The 18,786-nt window shown below is 74.8% G+C and carries 13 protein-coding genes; 8 read left to right on the top strand and 5 right to left on the bottom strand.

The window, feature by feature from the left end:
- Window positions 1-9 precede the first annotated feature (9 nt).
- The 4 genes from IE219_RS17030 to IE219_RS17015 all read left to right on the top strand — a co-directional run bounded on the left by IE219_RS17030 (window position 10) and on the right by IE219_RS17015 (window position 4,478).
- On the top strand, window positions 10-1,029 hold the full coding sequence (locus IE219_RS17030; protein WP_189978198.1) for a HAMP domain-containing sensor histidine kinase: 1,020 nt from the start codon (window positions 10-12) through the stop codon (window positions 1,027-1,029).
- Window positions 1,026-1,694 carry a response regulator gene (locus IE219_RS17025; RefSeq protein WP_189978196.1) on the top strand — a complete coding sequence of 223 codons (669 nt, stop codon included), beginning with the start codon at window positions 1,026-1,028 and terminating at the stop codon, window positions 1,692-1,694. The genes IE219_RS17030 and IE219_RS17025 overlap by 4 nt, the downstream gene beginning before the upstream one ends.
- 81 nt (window positions 1,695-1,775) lie before the next feature.
- Window positions 1,776-2,978, top strand: coding sequence for a glycosyltransferase (locus IE219_RS17020; RefSeq protein ID WP_189978539.1), 1,203 nt, complete (start codon window positions 1,776-1,778; stop codon window positions 2,976-2,978).
- 138 nt (window positions 2,979-3,116) lie between these two features.
- Entirely contained in the window at window positions 3,117-4,478 is a 1,362-nt protein-coding gene (locus IE219_RS17015) for a DUF5685 family protein (RefSeq protein ID WP_189978194.1), read from the top strand.
- A gap of 48 nt (window positions 4,479-4,526) precedes the next feature.
- Here IE219_RS17015 and IE219_RS32425 read toward each other — a convergent pair whose 3' ends face one another.
- The gene (locus tag IE219_RS32425) at window positions 4,527-7,967 is read right to left on the bottom strand and encodes a phosphocholine-specific phospholipase C (RefSeq protein WP_189978192.1); all 3,441 of its coding nucleotides are present in this window, start codon (window positions 7,965-7,967) and stop codon (window positions 4,527-4,529) included.
- Between the two features lie 316 nt (window positions 7,968-8,283).
- Here IE219_RS32425 and IE219_RS17005 point away from each other — a divergent pair, with 316 nt between their 5' ends.
- Window positions 8,284-8,487, top strand: a complete 204-nt coding sequence (locus IE219_RS17005) for an EF-hand domain-containing protein (RefSeq protein WP_189978190.1) — start codon at window positions 8,284-8,286, stop codon at window positions 8,485-8,487.
- Window positions 8,488-8,613: 126 nt separating this feature from the next.
- On the opposite strand, the gene exaC is transcribed toward IE219_RS17005, so the two are convergent.
- From exaC to IE219_RS16990, 3 genes are all read right to left on the bottom strand, one after another.
- Complete coding sequence (exaC, locus tag IE219_RS17000) at window positions 8,614-10,137, bottom strand: acetaldehyde dehydrogenase ExaC (RefSeq protein ID WP_189978188.1); 1,524 nt, start codon at window positions 10,135-10,137, stop codon at window positions 8,614-8,616.
- 109 nt (window positions 10,138-10,246) lie between these two features.
- Window positions 10,247-11,473 carry a GAF domain-containing protein gene (locus IE219_RS16995; RefSeq protein WP_229849828.1) on the bottom strand — a complete coding sequence of 409 codons (1,227 nt, stop codon included), beginning with the start codon at window positions 11,471-11,473 and terminating at the stop codon, window positions 10,247-10,249.
- Window positions 11,474-11,876: 403 nt separating this feature from the next.
- Window positions 11,877-12,782, bottom strand: a complete 906-nt coding sequence (locus IE219_RS16990) for a LysR family transcriptional regulator (protein WP_189978184.1) — start codon at window positions 12,780-12,782, stop codon at window positions 11,877-11,879.
- 97 nt (window positions 12,783-12,879) lie between these two features.
- Between IE219_RS16990 and IE219_RS16985 the strand changes: the two genes are divergently transcribed.
- From IE219_RS16985 to IE219_RS16975, 3 genes are read left to right on the top strand one after another with little or no spacing between them, the layout of a single operon-like run.
- Entirely contained in the window at window positions 12,880-13,608 is a 729-nt protein-coding gene (locus tag IE219_RS16985; protein WP_189978182.1) for a succinate dehydrogenase, read from the top strand.
- Window positions 13,609-13,610: 2 nt separating this feature from the next.
- On the top strand, window positions 13,611-15,551 hold the full coding sequence (locus IE219_RS16980) for a fumarate reductase/succinate dehydrogenase flavoprotein subunit (RefSeq protein ID WP_189978180.1): 1,941 nt from the start codon (window positions 13,611-13,613) through the stop codon (window positions 15,549-15,551).
- Entirely contained in the window at window positions 15,548-16,294 is a 747-nt protein-coding gene (locus tag IE219_RS16975; RefSeq protein WP_189978178.1) for a succinate dehydrogenase/fumarate reductase iron-sulfur subunit, read from the top strand. The genes IE219_RS16980 and IE219_RS16975 overlap by 4 nt, the downstream gene beginning before the upstream one ends.
- Before the next feature lie 32 nt (window positions 16,295-16,326).
- On the opposite strand, the gene IE219_RS16970 is transcribed toward IE219_RS16975, so the two are convergent.
- Window positions 16,327-18,771 carry an ATP-binding cassette domain-containing protein gene (locus tag IE219_RS16970; protein WP_189978176.1) on the bottom strand — a complete coding sequence of 815 codons (2,445 nt, stop codon included), beginning with the start codon at window positions 18,769-18,771 and terminating at the stop codon, window positions 16,327-16,329.
- Window positions 18,772-18,786: the final 15 nt, after the last annotated feature.

Genomic DNA, 18,786 nt, shown 5'->3' with positions numbered 1-18,786 from the left:
AGCGGGACGGTGTCACTGTACGGACGGATCTTCCTCCTGAACGCGGCCGTCCTGGTGCTCGCCACCGGGCTGCTGCTCGGGCCCGTCACCGTCTCGTCGCCGGTCCTCGCGGGCGAGGCGATCGTCCTCCTCGTCGGCCTGGTCCTCATGCTGGTCCTCAACGCGGCCCTGCTCCGGGTGGGCCTCGCCCCGCTCGGCCGGCTCGGCCGCGCCATGGCCACCGCCGACCTCCGCCGGCCGGAACCCCGCCCCGAGGTCACCGGGCGGGGCGAGATCGCCGACCTCACCGCCGCGTACAACGCCATGCTCGACCGCCTGGAGGCCGAGCGGACCACCAGCAGCGGCCGGGTCCTCCTCGCGCAGGAGGCCGAGCGGCAGCGGATCGCCCGCGAGCTGCACGACGAGGTCGGCCAGACCCTCACCGCCGTCCTCCTCCAGCTCAAGCACACCGCCGACCACGCTCCGGTGGAACTGCGCGAGGACCTGCGGCAGGCGCAGGAGACCACCCGCGCCGGCCTGGAGGAGATCCGCCGCATCGCCCGCCGGCTCCGCCCCGGGGTCCTGGAGGAGCTGGGCCTGCACAGCGCGCTGCGCTCGCTGGCCGGGGAGCTGTCCACCTCCCGGCTGCGGGTCACCACCCACCTCGCCCCCGGCACCGGCCCGCTCGACCCGGCGACCGAACTCGTCGTCTACCGGGTCGCCCAGGAGGGCCTGACCAACGCGGCCCGGCACGCGGGCGCCGCCCACGTCGAACTGCGCCTCGGCCCGGCCCCCGGCGGCGGCGTCCGGCTCCTCGTCCGCGACGACGGCCGGGGCACGGCGGGCGCCGCCGAGGGCGCCGGCATCGGCGGGATGCGCGAGCGCGCCCTGCTGGTCGGCGCCGACCTGCGCATCGGGCCGGGGGAGACGGGCGGCACGGAGGTCCGCCTCGACCTGCCGGCCTACCCGGAGACGGGTCCCGTACCGCCCCCGTCCGCTCCGGCCTCCGTCCGCTCCCTCCGGCCGCCGACCCCTGGACACGAGAGATGACCACCCCCGCACGCACGCCCGCCCGGATCCTGCTCGTCGACGACCACGCGCTGGTCCGGCGCGGGGTCCGGCTGATCCTCGACGCCGAACCGGACCTGGAGGTCGTGGCGGAGGCCGGGGACGGGGCCGAGGGCGTCGCCGCCGCCCGCCGCGACGACGCGCTCGACCTGGCCGTCCTGGACATCGCCATGCCCCGCATGACCGGCCTCCAGGCCGCCCGCGAACTGGCCCGGCTCCGGCCCGGCCTGCGCATCCTCATGCTCACCATGTACGACAACGAGGAGTACTTCTTCGAGGCGCTGCGGGCCGGCGCCAACGGCTACGTCCCGAAGTCCGTCGCCGACCGGGACCTGGTGGAGGCGTGCCGGGCCGCCCTGCGCGACGAGCCGTTCATCTACCCCGGCGCCGAGACCGCGCTGATCCGCAGCTACCTCGACCGGGCGCGGTCCGGCGCGGGCCTGCCCGAACGGCCGGTCACCGAGCGCGAGGAGGAGATCCTCAAGCTGGTCGCGGAGGGCCACACCTCGAAGGAGATCGGGGACCTGCTCTTCATCAGCCCGAAGACGGTGGAGCGGCACCGCGCCAACATCCTCCAGAAGCTCGGCCTCAAGGACCGCCTGGAGCTGACCCGGTACGCCATCCGGGCCGGGCTCATCGAACCCTGACACCCGCCCGGGGCGTCCTCTCCCCATTTCCCCCGCCGCCCCGCCCCCGTGCGGCACACTGACCGGGTGCGCATCGTGATGATGACGGCGGGGTCGCGGGGCGACGTCGCGCCGTACACGGGTCTGGGCGCCGGTCTCGTACGGGCCGGGCACGAGGTGACGCTCGCCACGCACGGGGTGTTCGAGCCCCTGGTGGCGGGATCGGGCGTGCGGTTCCACCCGCTGCCCGTCGACCCCAGGGCCGAGTTGCACTCCGCGCGCGGCCGGCGGCTGCACGACGCGAGCAGCGGCGCCGGGAAGCTCGTCCGGCTGGCCTCCATGGCCCGGACGGTGGCCGACGCGATGACCGAGGGCCTGGTGGCGGCGGCCCGCGGGGGCGACGTCCTGCTGGTCGGCGGAGCGGTGGGACCGCTCGGATACGCCCTTGCCGACGCCCTGTCCGTGCCCGCCCTCGGACTGCACCTCCAGCCGCTCCACCCGACCCGCGAGTTCCCCGCCCCCGTCCTGGGCACCCGCTCCCTGGGCGCGGTGGGGAACCGGCTGAGCGGCCGCGTCGTCATGGGCGCGGTGGAGCTCCTCTTCACCGAGCCCGTGCGCTCCCTGCGCCGGTACGGGCTCCGCCCCACGGGCCGCCGCCGCCGGCCGAGGCCGGTGCTGCACGGCTACAGCGGACTCGTCGTCCCCCGCCCCCGGGACTGGCCCGCCGAGCTGGAGATCGCCGGATACTGGTGGCCGCACGAGACGGGACGGCTCTCCCCGGAGCTGGAGGACTTCCTCGACGCCGGGCCCCCGCCCGTCTTCGTCGGCCTGGGCAGCGCCACCGTGCCCGACCCCGAGCGGACCAGCCGCGAGATCGTCGCCGCGCTGCGCGCCGCGAAGGTGCGCGGGATCGTCCAGCGCGGCTGGGCGGGGCTCGGGGCCGGCGACGACGACATCCTGACCGTCGACGAGGTGCCGCACTCCCTGCTCTTCCCCCGGACCGCCGCCGTCGTCCACCACGCGGGAGCGGGCACGACCGGCGCCGTCCTGCGCGCCGGAGTGCCCGCCGTGCCGGTGCCGGTCCAGTTCGACGCGGCGTTCTGGGCGTCCCGGCTGACCGCGCTGGGCACCGCCCCCGGGGCGATTCCGCTGCCCCGGCTCACCGCCGGGACCCTGGCCCCCGCCCTGCGCCGGGCGACGCGGGACGGCGTCCACGGCGAGCGGGCCCGCGCGCTCGCCGGCCGGCTGGCGGCGGAGGACGGCGTGGCGCCGGTCCTCGCCGCGCTGGAGCGGTCGGCGCGCTGACCCCGCCCGGCGCCGGGCTTCCCCGGGAGACCCACCGGACTTCCCCGGGAACCCGCCGGAGGGCGACCCTCTAGGATCCTGATCCGTGAGGCGTCCGAGCGGGCGCCTCGGGGGAGTCGTTGCTACGGGGGAACCGCCTTGTTCGGAATCATCAGACCGTGCCGTCACCGCCTGGGCGAGGGCCTGCGCACCGAGTGGATGGCGCACCTGTGCGGGCTGTGCCTGGCGCTGCGCGGCGAGTACGGGCAGTTCGCGCGGGTGGCCACCAACTATGACGGCCTGATCGTCTCGGTGCTGACCGAGGCGCAGTCGGAGCGCACCGGGGACTGGCGGAGGGCCGCCGGACCCTGCCCGCTGCGCGGCATGCGGTCGGCGGACGTGGCCCGGGGCGAGGGCGCGCGGCTGGCGGCGACGGTGTCGCTGGTGCTGGCCGCGGCGAAGATCCGCGACCACGTGGCCGACGGCGACGGCCTGGTGGCACGCCGCCCGGTCGCCCTGGCGGCGCGCAGGGTCGCCCGGGGCTGGGAGCGCGCGGGCGCCGCCGGCGGCGAACGGCTCGGCTTCGACACCGGGGTGCTCCTCGGGGCGGTCGAGCGCCAGCAGGAGATCGAGCGCGGGATCCTCCCGGGCGGATCGCTGCTGACGGTCACGGAGCCCACCGAGACGGCCACCGCGGCGGCCTTCGCCCACACCGCGACCCTCACCGGCCGCCCCGGCAACGCCGAACCGCTCGCGGAGGCCGGGCGCCTCTTCGGACGGCTGGCGCACCTGCTGGACGCCGTGGAGGACCTGGAGGAGGACGCCGCGTCGGGCGCCTGGAACCCGGTCGCCGCGACGGGCACGGACCGCGCCGAGGTCCGGCGGCTCTGCGACGACGCCGTCCACGGCATCCGACTCGCCCTGTCCGAGGCCGACTTCGTCGACGGCCGTCTGGTACGGACCCTGCTCGGCGGCGAGTTGGAGCGCGCCGTCGACCGCGCCTTCGACCCCCGCCACCGCCACCACCGCGACCACCGCCGGTCGGCCGACGCCCCCCGCTTCCTGCCCCGGCTGGGCCGCCGCACCGAGGAACCCGAACACGCCTGCGGAGTCGGGGCGCTCACCGGTACGGCCCCGCGGGGCGGCGCGGAGGCGGCGAACCGCCCGCCGGACGGGGAGTGCCGGCGATGCCGCGCCTGGCGCCGCCTGTGCGCCGACTGCCGGCTCTGCTACGAGTGCTGCCGCTGCGCCGACGACACGGACGACGGCGACGTGGAACCCGTACAGTTCGGCGACGGGAACCGCGACGGCGGCTCGGGCCGGGACGGTTCCGGAGACGGCTGGTTCGGCGGCCGGGGCGGCGGCGGTGGCCATTCGGGCGGCAACTCGGGCGGCTGGTCCGGCGGTTCGGGCGGCGGCCACGGCTCGGGCGGCTCCGGCGGCTCCCGCGGCGGCTCGGGCGACGGTTGCGGGGACGGCTGCTGCAACCCCTGCAAGTGCTGCTGCGACTGCTGCGACTGACCCGGCTCCGCCCCGCCCCCGGTGGGGACGGGGCGGAGCCGGGGCCGGTCAGGCGTCGACGACGGGGGAGGTGCCCAGCCGGATGTTGTCCACGGCCCAGAACCAGTTGTTGCCCGCGTGGTGGACCCGGAAGCCCACCTTCACCGAGCGCGCGTCGGCCGGCACCGGGAAGGAACAGGTGACGAGGCGGTTCTGCTGGTCGCGGCCGCCGTTGGTGTTCCCCGACGCGGCACCGGAGTAGTGCAGCACCCGGGAGGTGGCGCCGGTGTCGAAGACCACGGTCACCTCGGCCTCCTGCGGGCTCTCCTGCCGGTAGTGGGAGTCGAAGCCCAGGTACAGCGTCGGGGTCCCCGCCGGGATCGCGACCGGGGGCGTCGTCAGCGTCGAGTCGAAGGCGCCGCGGGCGGACGGGCTGCCCGTGTCGTCCCAGTCGTCGGGGTCGGCGACGGCGACGACGCCCAGGGACCGGCTGAACGCGCCGCGTTCCTGGCCGGCCGGGAACCAGAACTGCCGGGACAGGAACGACCAGCCGTCGAGTTCCTCCGTGCCCCGCGGCATCCCGGCCGCGTTGGTGACCGTCCACCCCTCGGGCGCGGTCCGCGTCCAGCCCCGCAGCCCCGGACGGCTCAGGTCGGTGGCCGGGGCCAGCCGGTCGGCGAGGGACTCGAAGTTCTCGCCGAGCAGGTAGCCGGTCATCACCGGCCCCACCCGGACGGCCAGTGTCCCGGTCCGCTCCACCGCCGCGCCGCCCGCGCCGCGTCCGCCGACGGTCGCCGTCAGCGTCGCCGCGGTCCGGGCCGCCGAGGCGGGCGCCGTGACCTTCCAGACCACCTTCACCGACGTACGGGCCGGAACCGAGCCGGGGGTGCCGTCGGCCGGTTCGGCCCGCCACCCCTCCGGCACCGCCAGCGCCGCCGACAGGGCGGTGAGCGGGGCGCTCCCCGCGTTGGTGACGGTCGCGGTCACGGCCAGCGGCTCCCCCGGGTACAGCGCGCAGCCGTCGGTGCCGGGAGAACTCGCCGGCGCGGTCAGGGCGAGGCTCACCGCGCGGGCGACCTCGGCCCGGCCCCGGGTGTCCGCGATCCGCAGCAGGCCGTCGCCCTCGGCGCGGGCGGCGACGGCGAGCGTGCCGGCGGTGGCGTCCGCCGCGGGCGTGACGGTGAACCGCAGGTCCGCCGAGCCGCCGCCGGGCAGGGTCCGCGGGACCGGCCCGGCGGGCTCGACCGTCCAGCCGGCCGGGGCCGACAGCGACACCGCGAGGTTCCGCAGCCGGCCGCTCCCCTCGTTGCGCACGCGCACCGCCACCTCGGCGGGGCTGCCCTGCACGAACGGGGCGGTCAGCGGGGGCAGTGGCTCCGGCAGGGTGAGCGCCGCGCTCAGCACCGGTCCGGTGCCGATCGCCGGGTCGGTGGCGCCCGGTCCGGCGTCCGCGGGCCGACCGGCCATCCGCCGCAGGAAGCGCGGGTCGTCCTCGTCGAGCACCACGATGTCGTACCAGCCGTGCCGGGCGAGCGGCACGGACACGGTCCGCTTCCGGCCGGGCGCCAGCCGGACGGTCCGTACGCCGCCCTCGCCGTGCCGCGGATGGGTGGACTCGCCGATCAGGAGGGTCCGGGTCCGTCCCGACGGGTTGGCGCACTCCACGTCCACACTGCGGGCGTGGGCGCGCTCCACGACGTGCGCCTCGGCGCCGATGCCTGAGCCGCGCAGTTCCCACAGGGCCCAGCCGGGGCCGTGCACCTGGAGGTCGTAGCCCCCGGGGCCGTACGGCAGGCTGTCGGTGGCGCGGTCCCGGCCGGCCACGGTCCAGGTGCGCGGGGCGGTCCCGTCCCCCGGGTACGCGGTGATCGCGGCGGTCCGCCGCCCCTCGTTGCCGAGCCCCAGCCGCACCTCGGTGTCGGTGACGGTGGCGCGCAGCGAGAGCCGGTACGGGGAGGGCCGGGTGGCGCGGACGCCGGGCTCCTGGACGGATCGCTCCTGTGCCGTCGGCGGCACCGGGTTCCAGCGGCCGACCGGCGCCGGGACCGCGCCGGGCCGTTCCACCTCGGGCTGCCGGTGGGCGCGGTCGAAGTCGAACACGGAGGTCAGGTCGCCGAAGACGCTGCGCCGCCAGGCACTGATGTTCGGTTCCTGGACCCCGGTCCACTTCTCCAGGAACCGGATCACCGAGGTGTGGTCGAAGAGTTCGGAGTTCACGAATCCGCCGACCGTCCAGGGGGACACCACGGTCATCGGGACGCGCGGTCCCGGGCCGACGGGACGGCCGCCCACCCAGTCGTCGCCGTCGCCGCCGTCCGGCCGGGGGGCGGTGGGGGCGGGGACGTGGTCGAAGTAGCCGTCGTTCTCGTCGAAGTTGATGAACAGCGCGGTCTTCGACCAGGTCTTCGGGTCCGAGGCGATGGCGTCCAGCAGGTCGTGGACGAGGCCGGCGCTGCCGACGGGCGTGGAGGAGCTGGGGTGTTCGGACAGCGCGGCCGTGGGGACCACCCAACTGACCTTCGGGAGGGTCCCGGCCTTGATGTCGGCCTTGATCCGGGTGATCAGGGTGCCCGGTTCGGAGCGGTGGGCGCCGCGCAGGAACAGCCGCCGCTCGCCCTCGGGGAGGGCGTCGACCGCTGTGCGGAACCGGGCCAGGTCGGCCCGCCGCTCGCCCTCGCCCTTCGCCCACAGCTTGTCGTAGAACTCCTCGGTGGTGGCGTACGGGAACCCGGCGGAGGTGAGGATCTTCCGGCCGATCCGCTTCCACGGCTTGAAGTACTCCACCGCGTTGTCGGTGAAGTTGTCCCACTCCTGGTAGATCTGCCAGGACACCCCGGCGGCCTCCAGCCGCTCCGGATAGGTGGTCCAGTCGTAGCCGGCGTGGCCGTAGGAGTAGGCGGCGTTGGTGACGGCCCGGCCCCCGCCGCCGGGCTCGAAGCCGGTGGTGCCGGTCCACAGGTAGTTGCGGTTGGGGTTCGTGGAGCCGAAGACGGAGCAGTGGTAGGCGTCGCAGAGGGTGAAGCGGTCGGCGAGTTCGTACTGGAGCGGGATGTCGCGCCGGTCGTAGTGGGCCATGGTGCTCTGGCCCTTGGCCGCGACCCAGTCGTTCCACCAGCCGTTCGCGCGGGCCTGCACCCCGTCGGCGAAACCGTGCGGCAGCGAACCGAGGTACTGGATGTCGCTCTCGGGCCGTCCGGCCTCGACGGCCGCCCGCCGCGCGGAGAACGGCGGGACGGCGGGCCCGCCGGAGCGGGGCTGCTCGAACACGCTCGTACCGTCGGGCAGCCGCAGCGCTCTCGGGTCGCCGAAGCCGCGCACACCCCTGAGCGCACCGAAGTAGTTGTCGAAGGAACGGTTCTCCTGCATCAGCACGATGACGTGCTCGATGGTCCGCAGACCACCGCGCGGCATGGGGGCGGCCATGGCCGTCAGGAGGGAGGGCGGCAGGACGGAGAGCGCGGAGCCCGCGGCGAGGGTGCCGAGGACCTTGCGGCGTGAGAAGTCGGACATGGCGGGGAGGCTATGACGCGCTACGGCGCCTCCGACACCCGTCGCGCCAGGGGTTCGCCCACTGTTCACGCGGGAGACGCGTACGAAATCCGCAGGTCAAAGCCATGATCGCGATGAACTGGAGGGTGCGGAGGGAGTACGGCGGCCCGGCCCCGGCCCGGTCCGCCGCGCGCGTTCCCCCGACCTCGACCGCGCCCCGCCTCCCTCCCGGCACCTGCCCCGCTCCGGGGGATCGGCCGCCGGTGTGCGGCCGGCGGTGTGGCAGGGTGGTGCGCACGTGGGCCTCTGGGGCCCGTGAACGTGAGAGAGGTATGCCGTGAACGAGGCCGAGCTCAGGGCGCTGTTCGACGAGATCGACACGGATGGCGACGGGCGGATCAACATCGTCGAGTTGGCGGAGGGCTTCAAGGCCGAGGGCGCCCACGGGCACCTCGCGGAAGAGGTCAAGAAGGCCATGGCGGCCGACGCCAACCGCGACGGGGTCCTCGACTTCGACGAGTTCCGCACCCTGCTGAAGTAGCACCGGACCTGACGGCACGGGCGCCCGGACCCCGCTCCGGGCACCCGCGCCGACGCGGCCTCCGTCCGCGTACCCCCTACGGCCTGTGTGTCTTCGCGGGCCCCACGAAGACGCGCAGGACAGCCCCTAGAAGAACCCGAGCTTCTTTGGGGAGTAGCTGACCAGCAGGTTCTTCGTCTGCTGGTAGTGGTCGAGCATCATGCGGTGGTTCTCGCGGCCGATGCCGGACTGCTTGTAGCCGCCGAAGGCCGCGTGGGCCGGGTAGGCGTGGTAGCAGTTCGTCCAGACGCGGCCCGCCTGGATGGCGCGGCCCGCGCGGTAGGCGGTGTTGGTGTCGCGGGTCCAGACTCCGGCGCCGAGGCCGTACAGGGTGTCGTTCGCCGTGCGGATCGCGTCGTCGAAGTCCGTGAAGGAGGTCACCGCCACGACCGGGCCGAAGATCTCCTCCTGGAAGATCCGCATGCGGTTGTCGCCCTCGAAGATCGTCGGCTGGATGTAGTAGCCGCCCTCCAGGTCGCCGCCGTGGCCCACCTGCTGACCGCCCGTCAGGATCTTGGCGCCCTCCCGCTGGCCGATCTCCAGGTAGGAGAGGATCTTCTTCATCTGCTCCGCCGACGCCTGCGCGCCGATCATCGTCGCCGGGTCCAGCGGGTGGCCCGCCACGATCGCCTCGGTGCGGGCGACCGCCGCCTCCATGAACTCCCCGTAGTGGCCGCGCTGCACCAGCGCCCGCGAGGGACAGGTGCAGACCTCGCCCTGGTTGAGGGCGAACATGGTGAAGCCCTCCAGCGCCTTGTCGCGGAAGTCGTCGTCCGCCGCCCACACGTCGTCGAAGAAGATGTTCGGCGACTTGCCGCCCAGCTCCAGCGTCACCGGCTTCAGGTTCTCGGTGGCGTACCGCATGATCAGGCGGCCGGTCGAGGTCTCGCCGGTGAAGGCGATCTTCGCGACCCGGGGCGAGGAGGCGAGCGGCCTGCCCGCCTCCTCGCCGAAGCCGTTGACGATGTTCAGCACGCCCGGCGGCAGCAGATCGGCGACCAGGCTCAGCCAGAAGTGGACCGAGGCCGGGGTCTGTTCGGCCGGCTTCAGCACCACCGCGTTGCCCGCGGCCAGCGCCGGCGCCAGCTTCCACACCGCCATCAGGATGGGGAAGTTCCACGGGATGATCTGCGCCACGACGCCCAGCGGCTCGTGGAAGTGGTACGCGACGGTGTCCTCGTCGAGCTCGCTGAGCGTCCCCTCCTGGGCCCGCAGCGCCCCCGCGAAGTAGCGGAAGTGGTCGATGGCGAGGGGGATGTCGGCGGCGAGGGTCTCCCGGACCGGCTTGCCGTTGTCCCAGGTCTCCGCGACCGCCAGCGCCTCCAGGTTCGCCTCCATCCGGTCGGCGATCCGCAGCAGCACCGTCGACCGCTCGGCCGCCGGGGTGCGGCCCCACGCCGGAGCGGCGGCGTGCGCCGCGTCCAGGGCGCGCTCCACGTCCGCGGCCGTACCCCGGGCGATCTCGGTGAACGGCCTGCCGTCGACCGGACTCGGGTTCTCGAAGTACCGTCCCTCGGCCGGGGCGACGTACGCGCCGCCGATCCAGTGGTCGTAGCGCGGCTGGTACGCCATCAGCGCGCCCTCGGTGCCGGGTGCGGCGAAACGGGTCATGGGCAGACCTCCCTGCGGGTCGGACGGTTCCGGGCCGCCGCGGCCCGCCGGGGACCGGTGCGCGGCGGCGGCCGGACGGCGCGCACCCGTCGTCCCGACCGGCGCGCTCTCACCGCCGAGTGTGCGGAAGGGGACGTTGCAGTCCCGTTGCGCCATGGGCGAGTTCGGCCTCCAGGGCGTCGAGCCGGGCCCGTACGGGGGCGAGTTGGGCGGCCGGGACCGCCGCGCACAGGGCCCGCCACACCTCCAGGTCCTCCTCGCCCCAGGCGCTGTGTGCCCAGTCCGCGAGCAGCAGCGGATCCGCCCGCGCCACCAGCGCCGCCCGCAGCCGGCCCGCCAGCCGTTCCCGGAGCCGTACGACCCCGGGGGCGGCCGAGCCGGGCAGCAGCGGGCCCGGATACTGCCCGGCGGCGGACGTCACCGCCCCGGCGGCGAGCCGGCGGTCCACCGCCGCGAAGTCCGCGTCGACCGGTGCGGCGAGCCGGTACGGGCGCGAGCGCAGCAGCGCCGGGCCGAGCAGGGGCCGCAGCCGGGACAGCTCCGCCCGCAGTGTCACCGGCGTCGCCGCCCCGTCCTCGTACAGCAGGGTCAGCAGCCGGTCGCCCGGCACCCCCTCCGGGTGGTGGGCGAGCAGGACCAGGATCTCGCTGTGCCGACGGCTCAGCCGGAGCCGCCGCCCGTCCACCGCGAGCAGCGCCTCGTCCCGGCCGAGCGCGGTGAGCCGGGCCCGGCCGGGCGCCGGGGCGGGGGCGAGCAGCGCCAGCTGGGTCTCGGCCGCCCGCGCCACCGCCCGTACAAGGCCGAGGCTGTGCGGATGGGCGAGGGGCGCGCCGCCGGTCAGGTCGACGGCGCCGAGCAGCCGCCCGCTGCGGGGGTCGTGCAGCGGGGCCGCCGCGCACGTCCAGTCCCGCACGGGCGGCCGGAAGTGCTCGCCCGACACCACCTGCACCGGCCCGTCGACGGCGAGCGCCGTCCCCGGCGCGTTCGTGCCGGCGGCGGACTCCGCCCAGCTCGCGCCGGCCACGAAGTTCATCCGCCGGGCCTGCCGCAGCGCCGCCGGGTCCCCCTCGACCCACAGCAGCCGCCCGGCCGCGTCGCAGACGGCGAGCAGGTGCCCGCCGTCCCGGGCGTCCGCGCCGAGCAGTTCTCTGATCACCGGCATCGCCGCCGCCAGCGGATGCCCCTCCCGGTACGCGGCCAGCTCCTCCTCGTCCAGCTCCACGGCCGCCGCGCCGTCCCGGCTGACCCGGGCCCGCTCGGACCGCCGCCACGACTCCGCGACCAGTGCCCGCACCGCCGGGCGGACCCCCGGCCGAGGCCCCGCGCCCGGCTTCACGCCCGGCCTCGTCTCCGGTCCGGCTCCCGGACCGCACGGCTCGCCCCGCCGCGCCGTCGGCTCGCCCCGCCGCGCCGTCGGCTCGCTCACATCGGCCTCCCCGTCGAGGACGTACGGCTCGTGGCGCACATCGTCGTGGCCCCGGCCGCCGCCGACAAGGTCCCCGGGAGGGGAGCACATGTGTTCCGGCCGGGGCGCGCTCGCGCCGGGAACGCACCCCGGCGCGGGGGGCGGGAAGCGCGGGCCGGGGGCGGGCCAGGGCCGCCAGAGCCGGGGGAGGTGCGGGTCAGGGGCCGTCCGGACCGGAGAAGGTGCGGGTCGGGGTCCGTCCGGGCCGGAGAGGCGCGGTTCGGGGTCCGTCCGGACCGGGAAGGCGCGGTTCGGGGGCAGGGGTGGGGCAGGGTCAGAGGCCGTCCGGGGCGGGTTTTCCGCGCCGCGACGCCATCAGGAGCTTCTGGAGCTCGCGGGCGGCCCGCGGCGGGGCCACGTCGCTGCGGTGCGCCAGGGCGATCGTGCGGCGCAGGCCGGGGCGGGCCAGGGCGGTGACCCGCAGGTCGCGGCCGGCCCGGGCGGCGACCATGGCCGGGACGACGGCGAGGCCGAGCCCGGCCCGGACGAAGCCGAGGACCGCGTCCAGCTCGCCGCCCTCGACCGTGAAGGTGGGCTCGAAACCGGCCGCCCGGCACGCGCCGACGGTGAGTTCCCGCAGGTCGTAGCCGTGCCGGAACATGACCAGGGGCTGATCGCGCAGGTCCGTGATCCGCACCGGCCGGCGCGGCGGCGGCGCCGAGGCCGCCGACACCACCACCAGGTCCTCGCGGAGCAGTTCCACCGTGGTCAGCGCGGGGGACGGGGTCGGCAGCGGCAGCACCACGAGCGCCAGGTCGAGGGCGCCGCGCGCCAGCTCCCGCACCAGGTCGTGCGAGCCGCCCTCCTCGATGAGCAGCTCGATCCCCGGGTGCAGGTCGTGGAAGGCGCGCAGCACGTCGGGCAGGAGGCCGGTGCAGAGGCTGGGGGTCGCCCCGAGCCGCACCCGGCCGCGCTTGAGCTGCGCCAGCTCCTGCACCTCGCGGCGGGCCGTCTCGGTGTCGGCGAGGATGCGGCGGGCCAGCGGGAGCAGGGCCTCACCGGCGTCGGTGAGCGCGATGTTGCCCCGGGCCCGGCTGAACAGCTCCGCGCCGAGCTCCTGCTCCAGCGCCTTGATCTGCTGGGAGAGCGAGGGCTGCGAGACGTGGACGCGCTCGGCGGCCCGGGTGAAGTGGCGGGTCTCGGCCACGGCCACGAAGTAGAGGAGCTGCTGGAACTGCATACGTCCCAGCCTAGGGCACACGAATAGCTCCAGCCTATGGAGATCAGCCGGACCATGTCTTGGACCTCTCGGGCCCTTCGGCCCTAGCGTCGAAGGCATGGCTCTGGCATCCAGCAAGGAGGCGGCGGCACCCGCCCGCCCGCCGTCCGGCACCCCCTCCCGAGGCTTCTGGTCCTCCACCCTCGGCAAGAAGACCGTGATGGCCGTGAGCGGCCTGATCATGCTCGGCTACCTCGTCGCCCACGTGGCCGGAAACCTCAAGGTCTTCTTCGGCCCCGAGGAGTTCGACGGCTACGCCCACTGGCTGCGCGTCATGGGCGCCCCCGTCCTGCACCACGAGTGGGCGCTGTGGATCGTCCGGATCGTGCTCCTCGCCGCCGTCGGCGCCCACGCCGTCTCCGCGTACCAGCTCAGCCGCCGCGACGTCCGGGCCCGACCCACCCGCTACGCCCACCGGCGCAAGGGCTCCTCCTACGCCACCCGCACCATGCGCTGGGGCGGGATCATCGTCGGACTCTTCATCGTCTGGCACGTCCTCGACCTCACCACCGGAACCGTGCACCCCGGCGGCTTCGAGCAGGGCAAGCCCTACCAGAACGTCATCGACACCTTCTCCACCTGGTACGGCAACACGATCTACATCGTCGCGATGCTCGCCGTCGGACTCCACGTCCGGCACGGCTTCTGGAGCGCCGCGCAGACCCTCGGCGCCGGCAGCGCGCGCCGCGACCGCGCCCTGCGCCTCGTCGCGAACGGCCTCGCGCTCGCCTTGACCGCGGGCTTCATCGCCGTCCCCGTCGGCGTCATGACCGGAGTGGTGAACTGACCATGGAATACACCGACTTCACCGTCGGCGAGCCGATCGCCGACACCAAGGCCCCGGCCGGACCGATCGCCGAGCGCTGGGACACCCGCCGCTTCGAGGCGAAGCTGGTCAACCCCGCCAACCGGCGCAAGCACCGGATCATCGTCGTCGGCACCGGCCTCGCGGGCGGCTCCGCCGGCGCCACCCTCGCCGAACAGGGCTACCACGTCGTCCAGTTCTGCTTCCAGGACTCCCCGCGCCGCGCCCACTCCATCGCCGCCCAGGGCGGCATCAACGCCGCGAAGAACTACCGCAACGACGGAGACTCCGTCCACCGCCTCTTCTACGACACCGTCAAGGGCGGCGACTTCCGCGCCCGCGAGTCCAACGTCCACCGGCTCGCCCAGATCTCCGTCGAGATCATCGACCAGTGCGTCGCCCAGGGCGTGCCCTTCGCCCGCGAGTACGGCGGCCTCCTCGACACCCGCTCCTTCGGTGGCGTCCAGGTCTCCCGCACCTTCTACGCGCGCGGCCAGACCGGGCAGCAGCTCCTCCTCGGCGCCTACCAGGCCCTCTCCCGCCAGATCGCCGCCGGGAACGTCGAGATGCACCCCCGCACCGAGATGCTCGACCTGATCGTGGTCGACGGCCGGGCGCGCGGCATCGTCGCCCGCGACCTGATCACCGGCGCGGTCACCACCCACTACGCCGACGCCGTCGTCCTCGCCACCGGCGGCTACGGCAACGTCTTCTACCTCTCCACCAACGCGATGAACTCCAACGCCACCGCCGTCTGGCGGGCCCACCGGCGCGGCGCGTACTTCGCCAACCCCTGCTTCACCCAGATCCACCCCACCTGCATCCCGCGCACCGGCGACCACCAGTCCAAACTGACCCTGATGAGCGAGTCGCTCCGCAACGACGGCCGCATCTGGGTCCCGAAGGCGAAGGGCGACGCCCGCCCCGCCGCCGAGATCCCCGAGGACGAGCGCGACTACTACCTGGAGCGGATCTACCCCTCCTTCGGCAACCTCGTCCCCCGCGACATCGCCTCCCGCGCCGCCAAGAACGTCTGCGACGAGGGCCGGGGCGTCGGTCCCGGGGGCCAGGGCGTCTACCTCGACTTCGCCGACGCCATCGGCCGGATGGGCCGCGCCGCCGTCGAGGAGAAGTACGGCAACCTCTTCGACATGTACGAGCGGATCACGGCGGAGAACCCGTACGAGGTCCCCATGCGGATCTACCCCGCCGTCCACTACACGATGGGCGGACTCTGGGTCGACTACGACCTCCAGACCACCGTCCCCGGCCTCTTCGCCATCGGCGAGGCCAACTTCTCCGACCACGGCGCCAACCGGCTCGGCGCCTCCGCCCTCATGCAGGGCCTCGCCGACGGCTACTTCGTGCTGCCCGCCACCATCAACGACTACCTCGCCCGTCATCCGGGCGGCGAGCCCGTCACCGACGACCACCCGGCCGTCCGCGAGGTACTGGCCGAGACCGAGGACCGGCTGAACCTCCTCCTCGCCGTCGACGGCGACCGCACCCCCGACTCCTTCCACCGCGAACTCGGCGAGCTCATGTGGGAGTTCTGCGGCATGGCCCGCACCGAAGAGGGCCTGCGCACCGCACTGCGCCGCATCCCCGAGATCCGCCGGGAGTTCTGGGCCCGCGTCAAGGTCCCCGGCACCGGCGAGGAGTTCAACCAGTCCCTGGAGAAGGCCAACCGGATCGTCGACTACCTCGAACTCGCCGAACTCATGTGCCTCGACGCCCTGCACCGCGCGGAGTCCTGCGGCGGCCACTTCCGCGAGGAGTCCCAGACCCCGGACGGCGAGGCGGCCCGCGACGACGAGTCCTTCGCGTACGCCGCCGCCTGGGAGTTCACCGGGGAAGCCCCCGTCCTCCACCAGGAGGACCTCGCCTTCGAGTACGTCCACCCCACCCAGCGGAGCTACGCATGAAGCTCAACCTGCGCGTCTGGCGCCAGAAGAACGACGCCGCCGAAGGCGCCATGGCCACCTACCAGGTGGACGGCATCTCCCCCGACATGTCCTTCCTGGAGATGCTCGACACCCTCAACGAGGACCTGATCCTGCGCGGCGAGGACCCCGTCGCCTTCGACCACGACTGCCGCGAGGGCATCTGCGGCGCGTGCAGCCTCGTCATCAACGGCGACGCCCACGGCCCCGAGCGCACCACCACCTGCCAGCTCCACATGCGCTCCTTCCGGGACGGCGACACCGTCGACGTCGAACCGTGGCGCGCCTCGGCCTTCCCGGTCGTCAAGGACCTCGTCGTGGACCGCTCCGCCTTCGACCGGATCATCCAGGCCGGCGGCTACGTCACCGCCCCCACCGGCGCCGCCCCCGAGGCGCACGCCACCCCCGTCCCGAAGGCCGACGCCGAATCCGCCTTCGAGCACGCCGAGTGCATCGGCTGCGGCGCCTGCGTCGCCGCCTGCCCCAACGGCTCCGCGATGCTCTTCACCTCCGCCAAGGTCAACCACCTCAACGTCCTGCCCCAGGGCGCCCCGGAACGCGAGACCCGCGTCCTCGACATGGTCGCGCGGATGGACGCCGAGGGCTTCGGTGGCTGCACCCTCACCGGCGAATGCGCCACCGCCTGCCCCAAGGGCATCCCCCTGCCGTCGATCTCCGCCATGAACCGCGAATGGCTGCGGGCACGGCGGAAGGCGAAGGGATAGCGGCGCCGGAGGCCGGCTGAGGGGGAGGGCCACTACTCCCGACCGGCCTTCCCGAGCCCCAGGGCCTTCGCCAGATAAGGCGCCGTGCGGCTGTCCCGCGAGGCCGCGACCTCGCGGGGCGGGCCCTCGGCGACGACGCGGCCACCGGCCTCGCCGGCACCCGGACCGAGGTCGATCACCCAGTCGGCGGCGGCGACGACGTCCATGTCGTGCTCGACGACGACCACCGTGTGCCCGGCGTCGGACAGGCCGCGCAGCTGCCGCAGCAGGACCTCCGCGTCGGCGGGGTGCAGACCGGTGGTCGGCTCGTCGAGGACGTAGAGGGTGTGGGAGCGGCGGGGCCGCTGGAGTTCGGAGGCGAGCTTGATGCGCTGGGCCTCGCCGCCGGACAGTTCGGTGGCGGGCTGTCCGAGCCGGAGGTGGCCGAGGCCGACGTCGAGGAGGGTGGTGAGGCTGCGGGCCGCCGCCGGGACGCCGGCGAAGAACTCCGCCGCCGACTCCACCGTCAGGTCGAGGACTTCCGCGACCGTCAGGCCCCGCAGCCGCACCTGGAGGGTCTCCGGGTTGTAGCGGGCGCCGCGGCAGTCGGGGCAGGGGGCGTACGTGCTCGGCAGGAACAGCAGCTCCACCGAGACGAAGCCCTCGCCCTGGCAGGTCTCGCAGCGTCCGCCCGGCACGTTGAAGGAGAACCGCCCGGCCTTGTACCCCCGGGCCCTCGCCTCCTCGGTGTCGGTGAAGAGCCTGCGCACCACGTCGAACAGGCCGGTGTACGTGGCCAGGTTGGAGCGCGGGGTGCGGCCGATCGGCTTCTGATCCACCGTCACCAGCCGCTCCACGCCCGGCGTCTCCTCGGTGAGCGCGCCGACGAGCGTCGACTTGCCGGAACCCGAGACGCCGGTGACGGCGGTGAGCGCGCCCCGGGGGAAGGCGCCCTCCGTGCCGCGCAGGTTGTGCCGGGTGACGGGCCCGGTGCGCAGCCACTCCCGGGGCGCGAGGGCGGGCCGCGCGGGCACCGGCGTCCGGTCGAAGAGGAAGCGCCGGGTGGACGACTCCTCGACTCCGGCGAGGAGTTCGGGCGGTCCGCTGTGCAGCACCCGGCCGCCGTGCTCCCCGGCGCGCGGGCCGACGTCCACGAGCCAGTCGGCGTGCCGGACGACGTCGAGGTGGTGCTCGACGACGAAGACCGTGTTCCCGGCCGCCTTGAGCCGGTCGAGGACGACGAGCAGGGCCTCGGTGTCGGCGGGGTGGAGTCCGGCGGACGGTTCGTCGAGGACGTACACGACGCCGAAGAGGCCGGAGCGGAGCTGGGTGGCGAGCCGGAGCCGCTGGAGCTCGCCGCTGGAGAGGGTGGGGGTGGCGCGGTCCGTGGAGAGGTAGCCGAGGCCGAGCTCGGTGACGGTGGCGATCCGGGCGAGCAGGTCCTCGGCGAGGACGCGGGCGGTCTCGCCGCCCCGCCCGGCGGCGGCCGGGGCCAGCACCTCGGCGAGCGCCGTCAGCGGCAGCGCGGCCAGTTCGGCCACGGTCCGCCCCGCGAAGGTGACCGCCAGCGCCTCCGGGCGCAGCCGGCCGCCGCCGCAGACCGGGCAGGGCGCGCTGGTCAGGAAGCGCTCCGCCCTGGCCCGCAGCGCGGGGCTCTTGGAGTCGGCGAAGGTCCGCAGGACGAGCGTGCGGGCGCCGGTGTACGTGCCCTGGTACGGGCGCTGGATCCGGCCCGCCTCCCGCACCGGGTGCACGGTGATGACCGGCTGCTCGTCGGTGAAGAGGATCCACTCCCGGTCCTTCGGGTCCAGCTCGCGCCAGGGCCGGTCGACGTCGTACCCGAGCGCGTCGAGGACGTCCCGCAGGTTCTTCCCCTGCCAGGCGCCGGGCCAGGCGGCGATCGCGCCCTCCCGGACCGAGAGGGACGGGTCGGGGACGAGCAGTTCCTCGCTGGTCTCGTGGATCCGGCCCAGGCCGTGGCAGGACGGGCAGGCTCCGGCGGCCGTGTTGGGGGAGAAGGCGTCGGAGTCGAGGCGCGGCGCCCCGGCCGGGTAGTCGCCCGCGCGGGAGAGGAGCATCCGCAGCGAGTTCGACAGGGTGGTGACCGTGCCCACGGAGGAGCGGGCGGACGGCGTGGAGCGGCGCTGTTCGAGGGAGACCGCCGGGGGCAGTCCGGTGATCTCCCCGACCTTCGGCGCGCCGATCTGGTGGATGAGCCGGCGGGCGTAGGGGGCGACGGACTCGAAGTAGCGGCGCTGGGCCTCCGCGTAGACCGTCCCGAAGGCGAGGGACGACTTTCCGGACCCGGACACTCCGGTGAAGACGGTGAGGGTGTCGCGGGGGATGTCGACGTCCACGTTCCGGAGGTTGTGCTCACGGGCGCCCCGGACGCGGACGAACGGGTCGGGGGCGGTGGGACCGCCGGGGGAGGCGGCGGCGGGCTCGGGGGTGGGGCCGGTGCCGAGGCCAGGGCCGGGAACGGAGGTCGGATCCTGCATCCGAATATATTATCC

Origin of the sequence: Streptomyces termitum (assembly GCF_014650175.1) — a bacterium.
Taxonomy (GTDB): Bacteria; Actinomycetota; Actinomycetes; order Streptomycetales; family Streptomycetaceae; genus Streptomyces; species Streptomyces termitum.
This window is presented reverse-complemented; position numbering and strand designations above follow the sequence as displayed.

Bases quoted from the DNA above. Each gene is read 5' to 3' on its own strand.
- IE219_RS32425 (WP_189978192.1), bottom strand. From the start codon at position 7,967: ATGTCCGACTTCTCACGCCGCAAGGTCCTCGGCACCCTCGCCGCGGGC.
- IE219_RS16970 (WP_189978176.1), bottom strand. From the start codon at position 18,771: ATGCAGGATCCGACCTCCGTTCCCGGCCCTGGCCTCGGCACCGGCCCC.
- IE219_RS16980 (WP_189978180.1), top strand. From the start codon at position 13,611: ATGGAATACACCGACTTCACCGTCGGCGAGCCGATCGCCGACACCAAG.
- IE219_RS16975 (WP_189978178.1), top strand. From the start codon at position 15,548: ATGAAGCTCAACCTGCGCGTCTGGCGCCAGAAGAACGACGCCGCCGAA.
- IE219_RS16985 (WP_189978182.1), top strand. From the start codon at position 12,880: ATGGCTCTGGCATCCAGCAAGGAGGCGGCGGCACCCGCCCGCCCGCCG.
- IE219_RS17020 (WP_189978539.1), top strand. From the start codon at position 1,776: ATGACGGCGGGGTCGCGGGGCGACGTCGCGCCGTACACGGGTCTGGGC.
- IE219_RS16990 (WP_189978184.1), bottom strand. From the start codon at position 12,782: ATGCAGTTCCAGCAGCTCCTCTACTTCGTGGCCGTGGCCGAGACCCGC.
- exaC (WP_189978188.1), bottom strand. From the start codon at position 10,137: ATGACCCGTTTCGCCGCACCCGGCACCGAGGGCGCGCTGATGGCGTAC.
- IE219_RS17025 (WP_189978196.1), top strand. From the start codon at position 1,026: ATGACCACCCCCGCACGCACGCCCGCCCGGATCCTGCTCGTCGACGAC.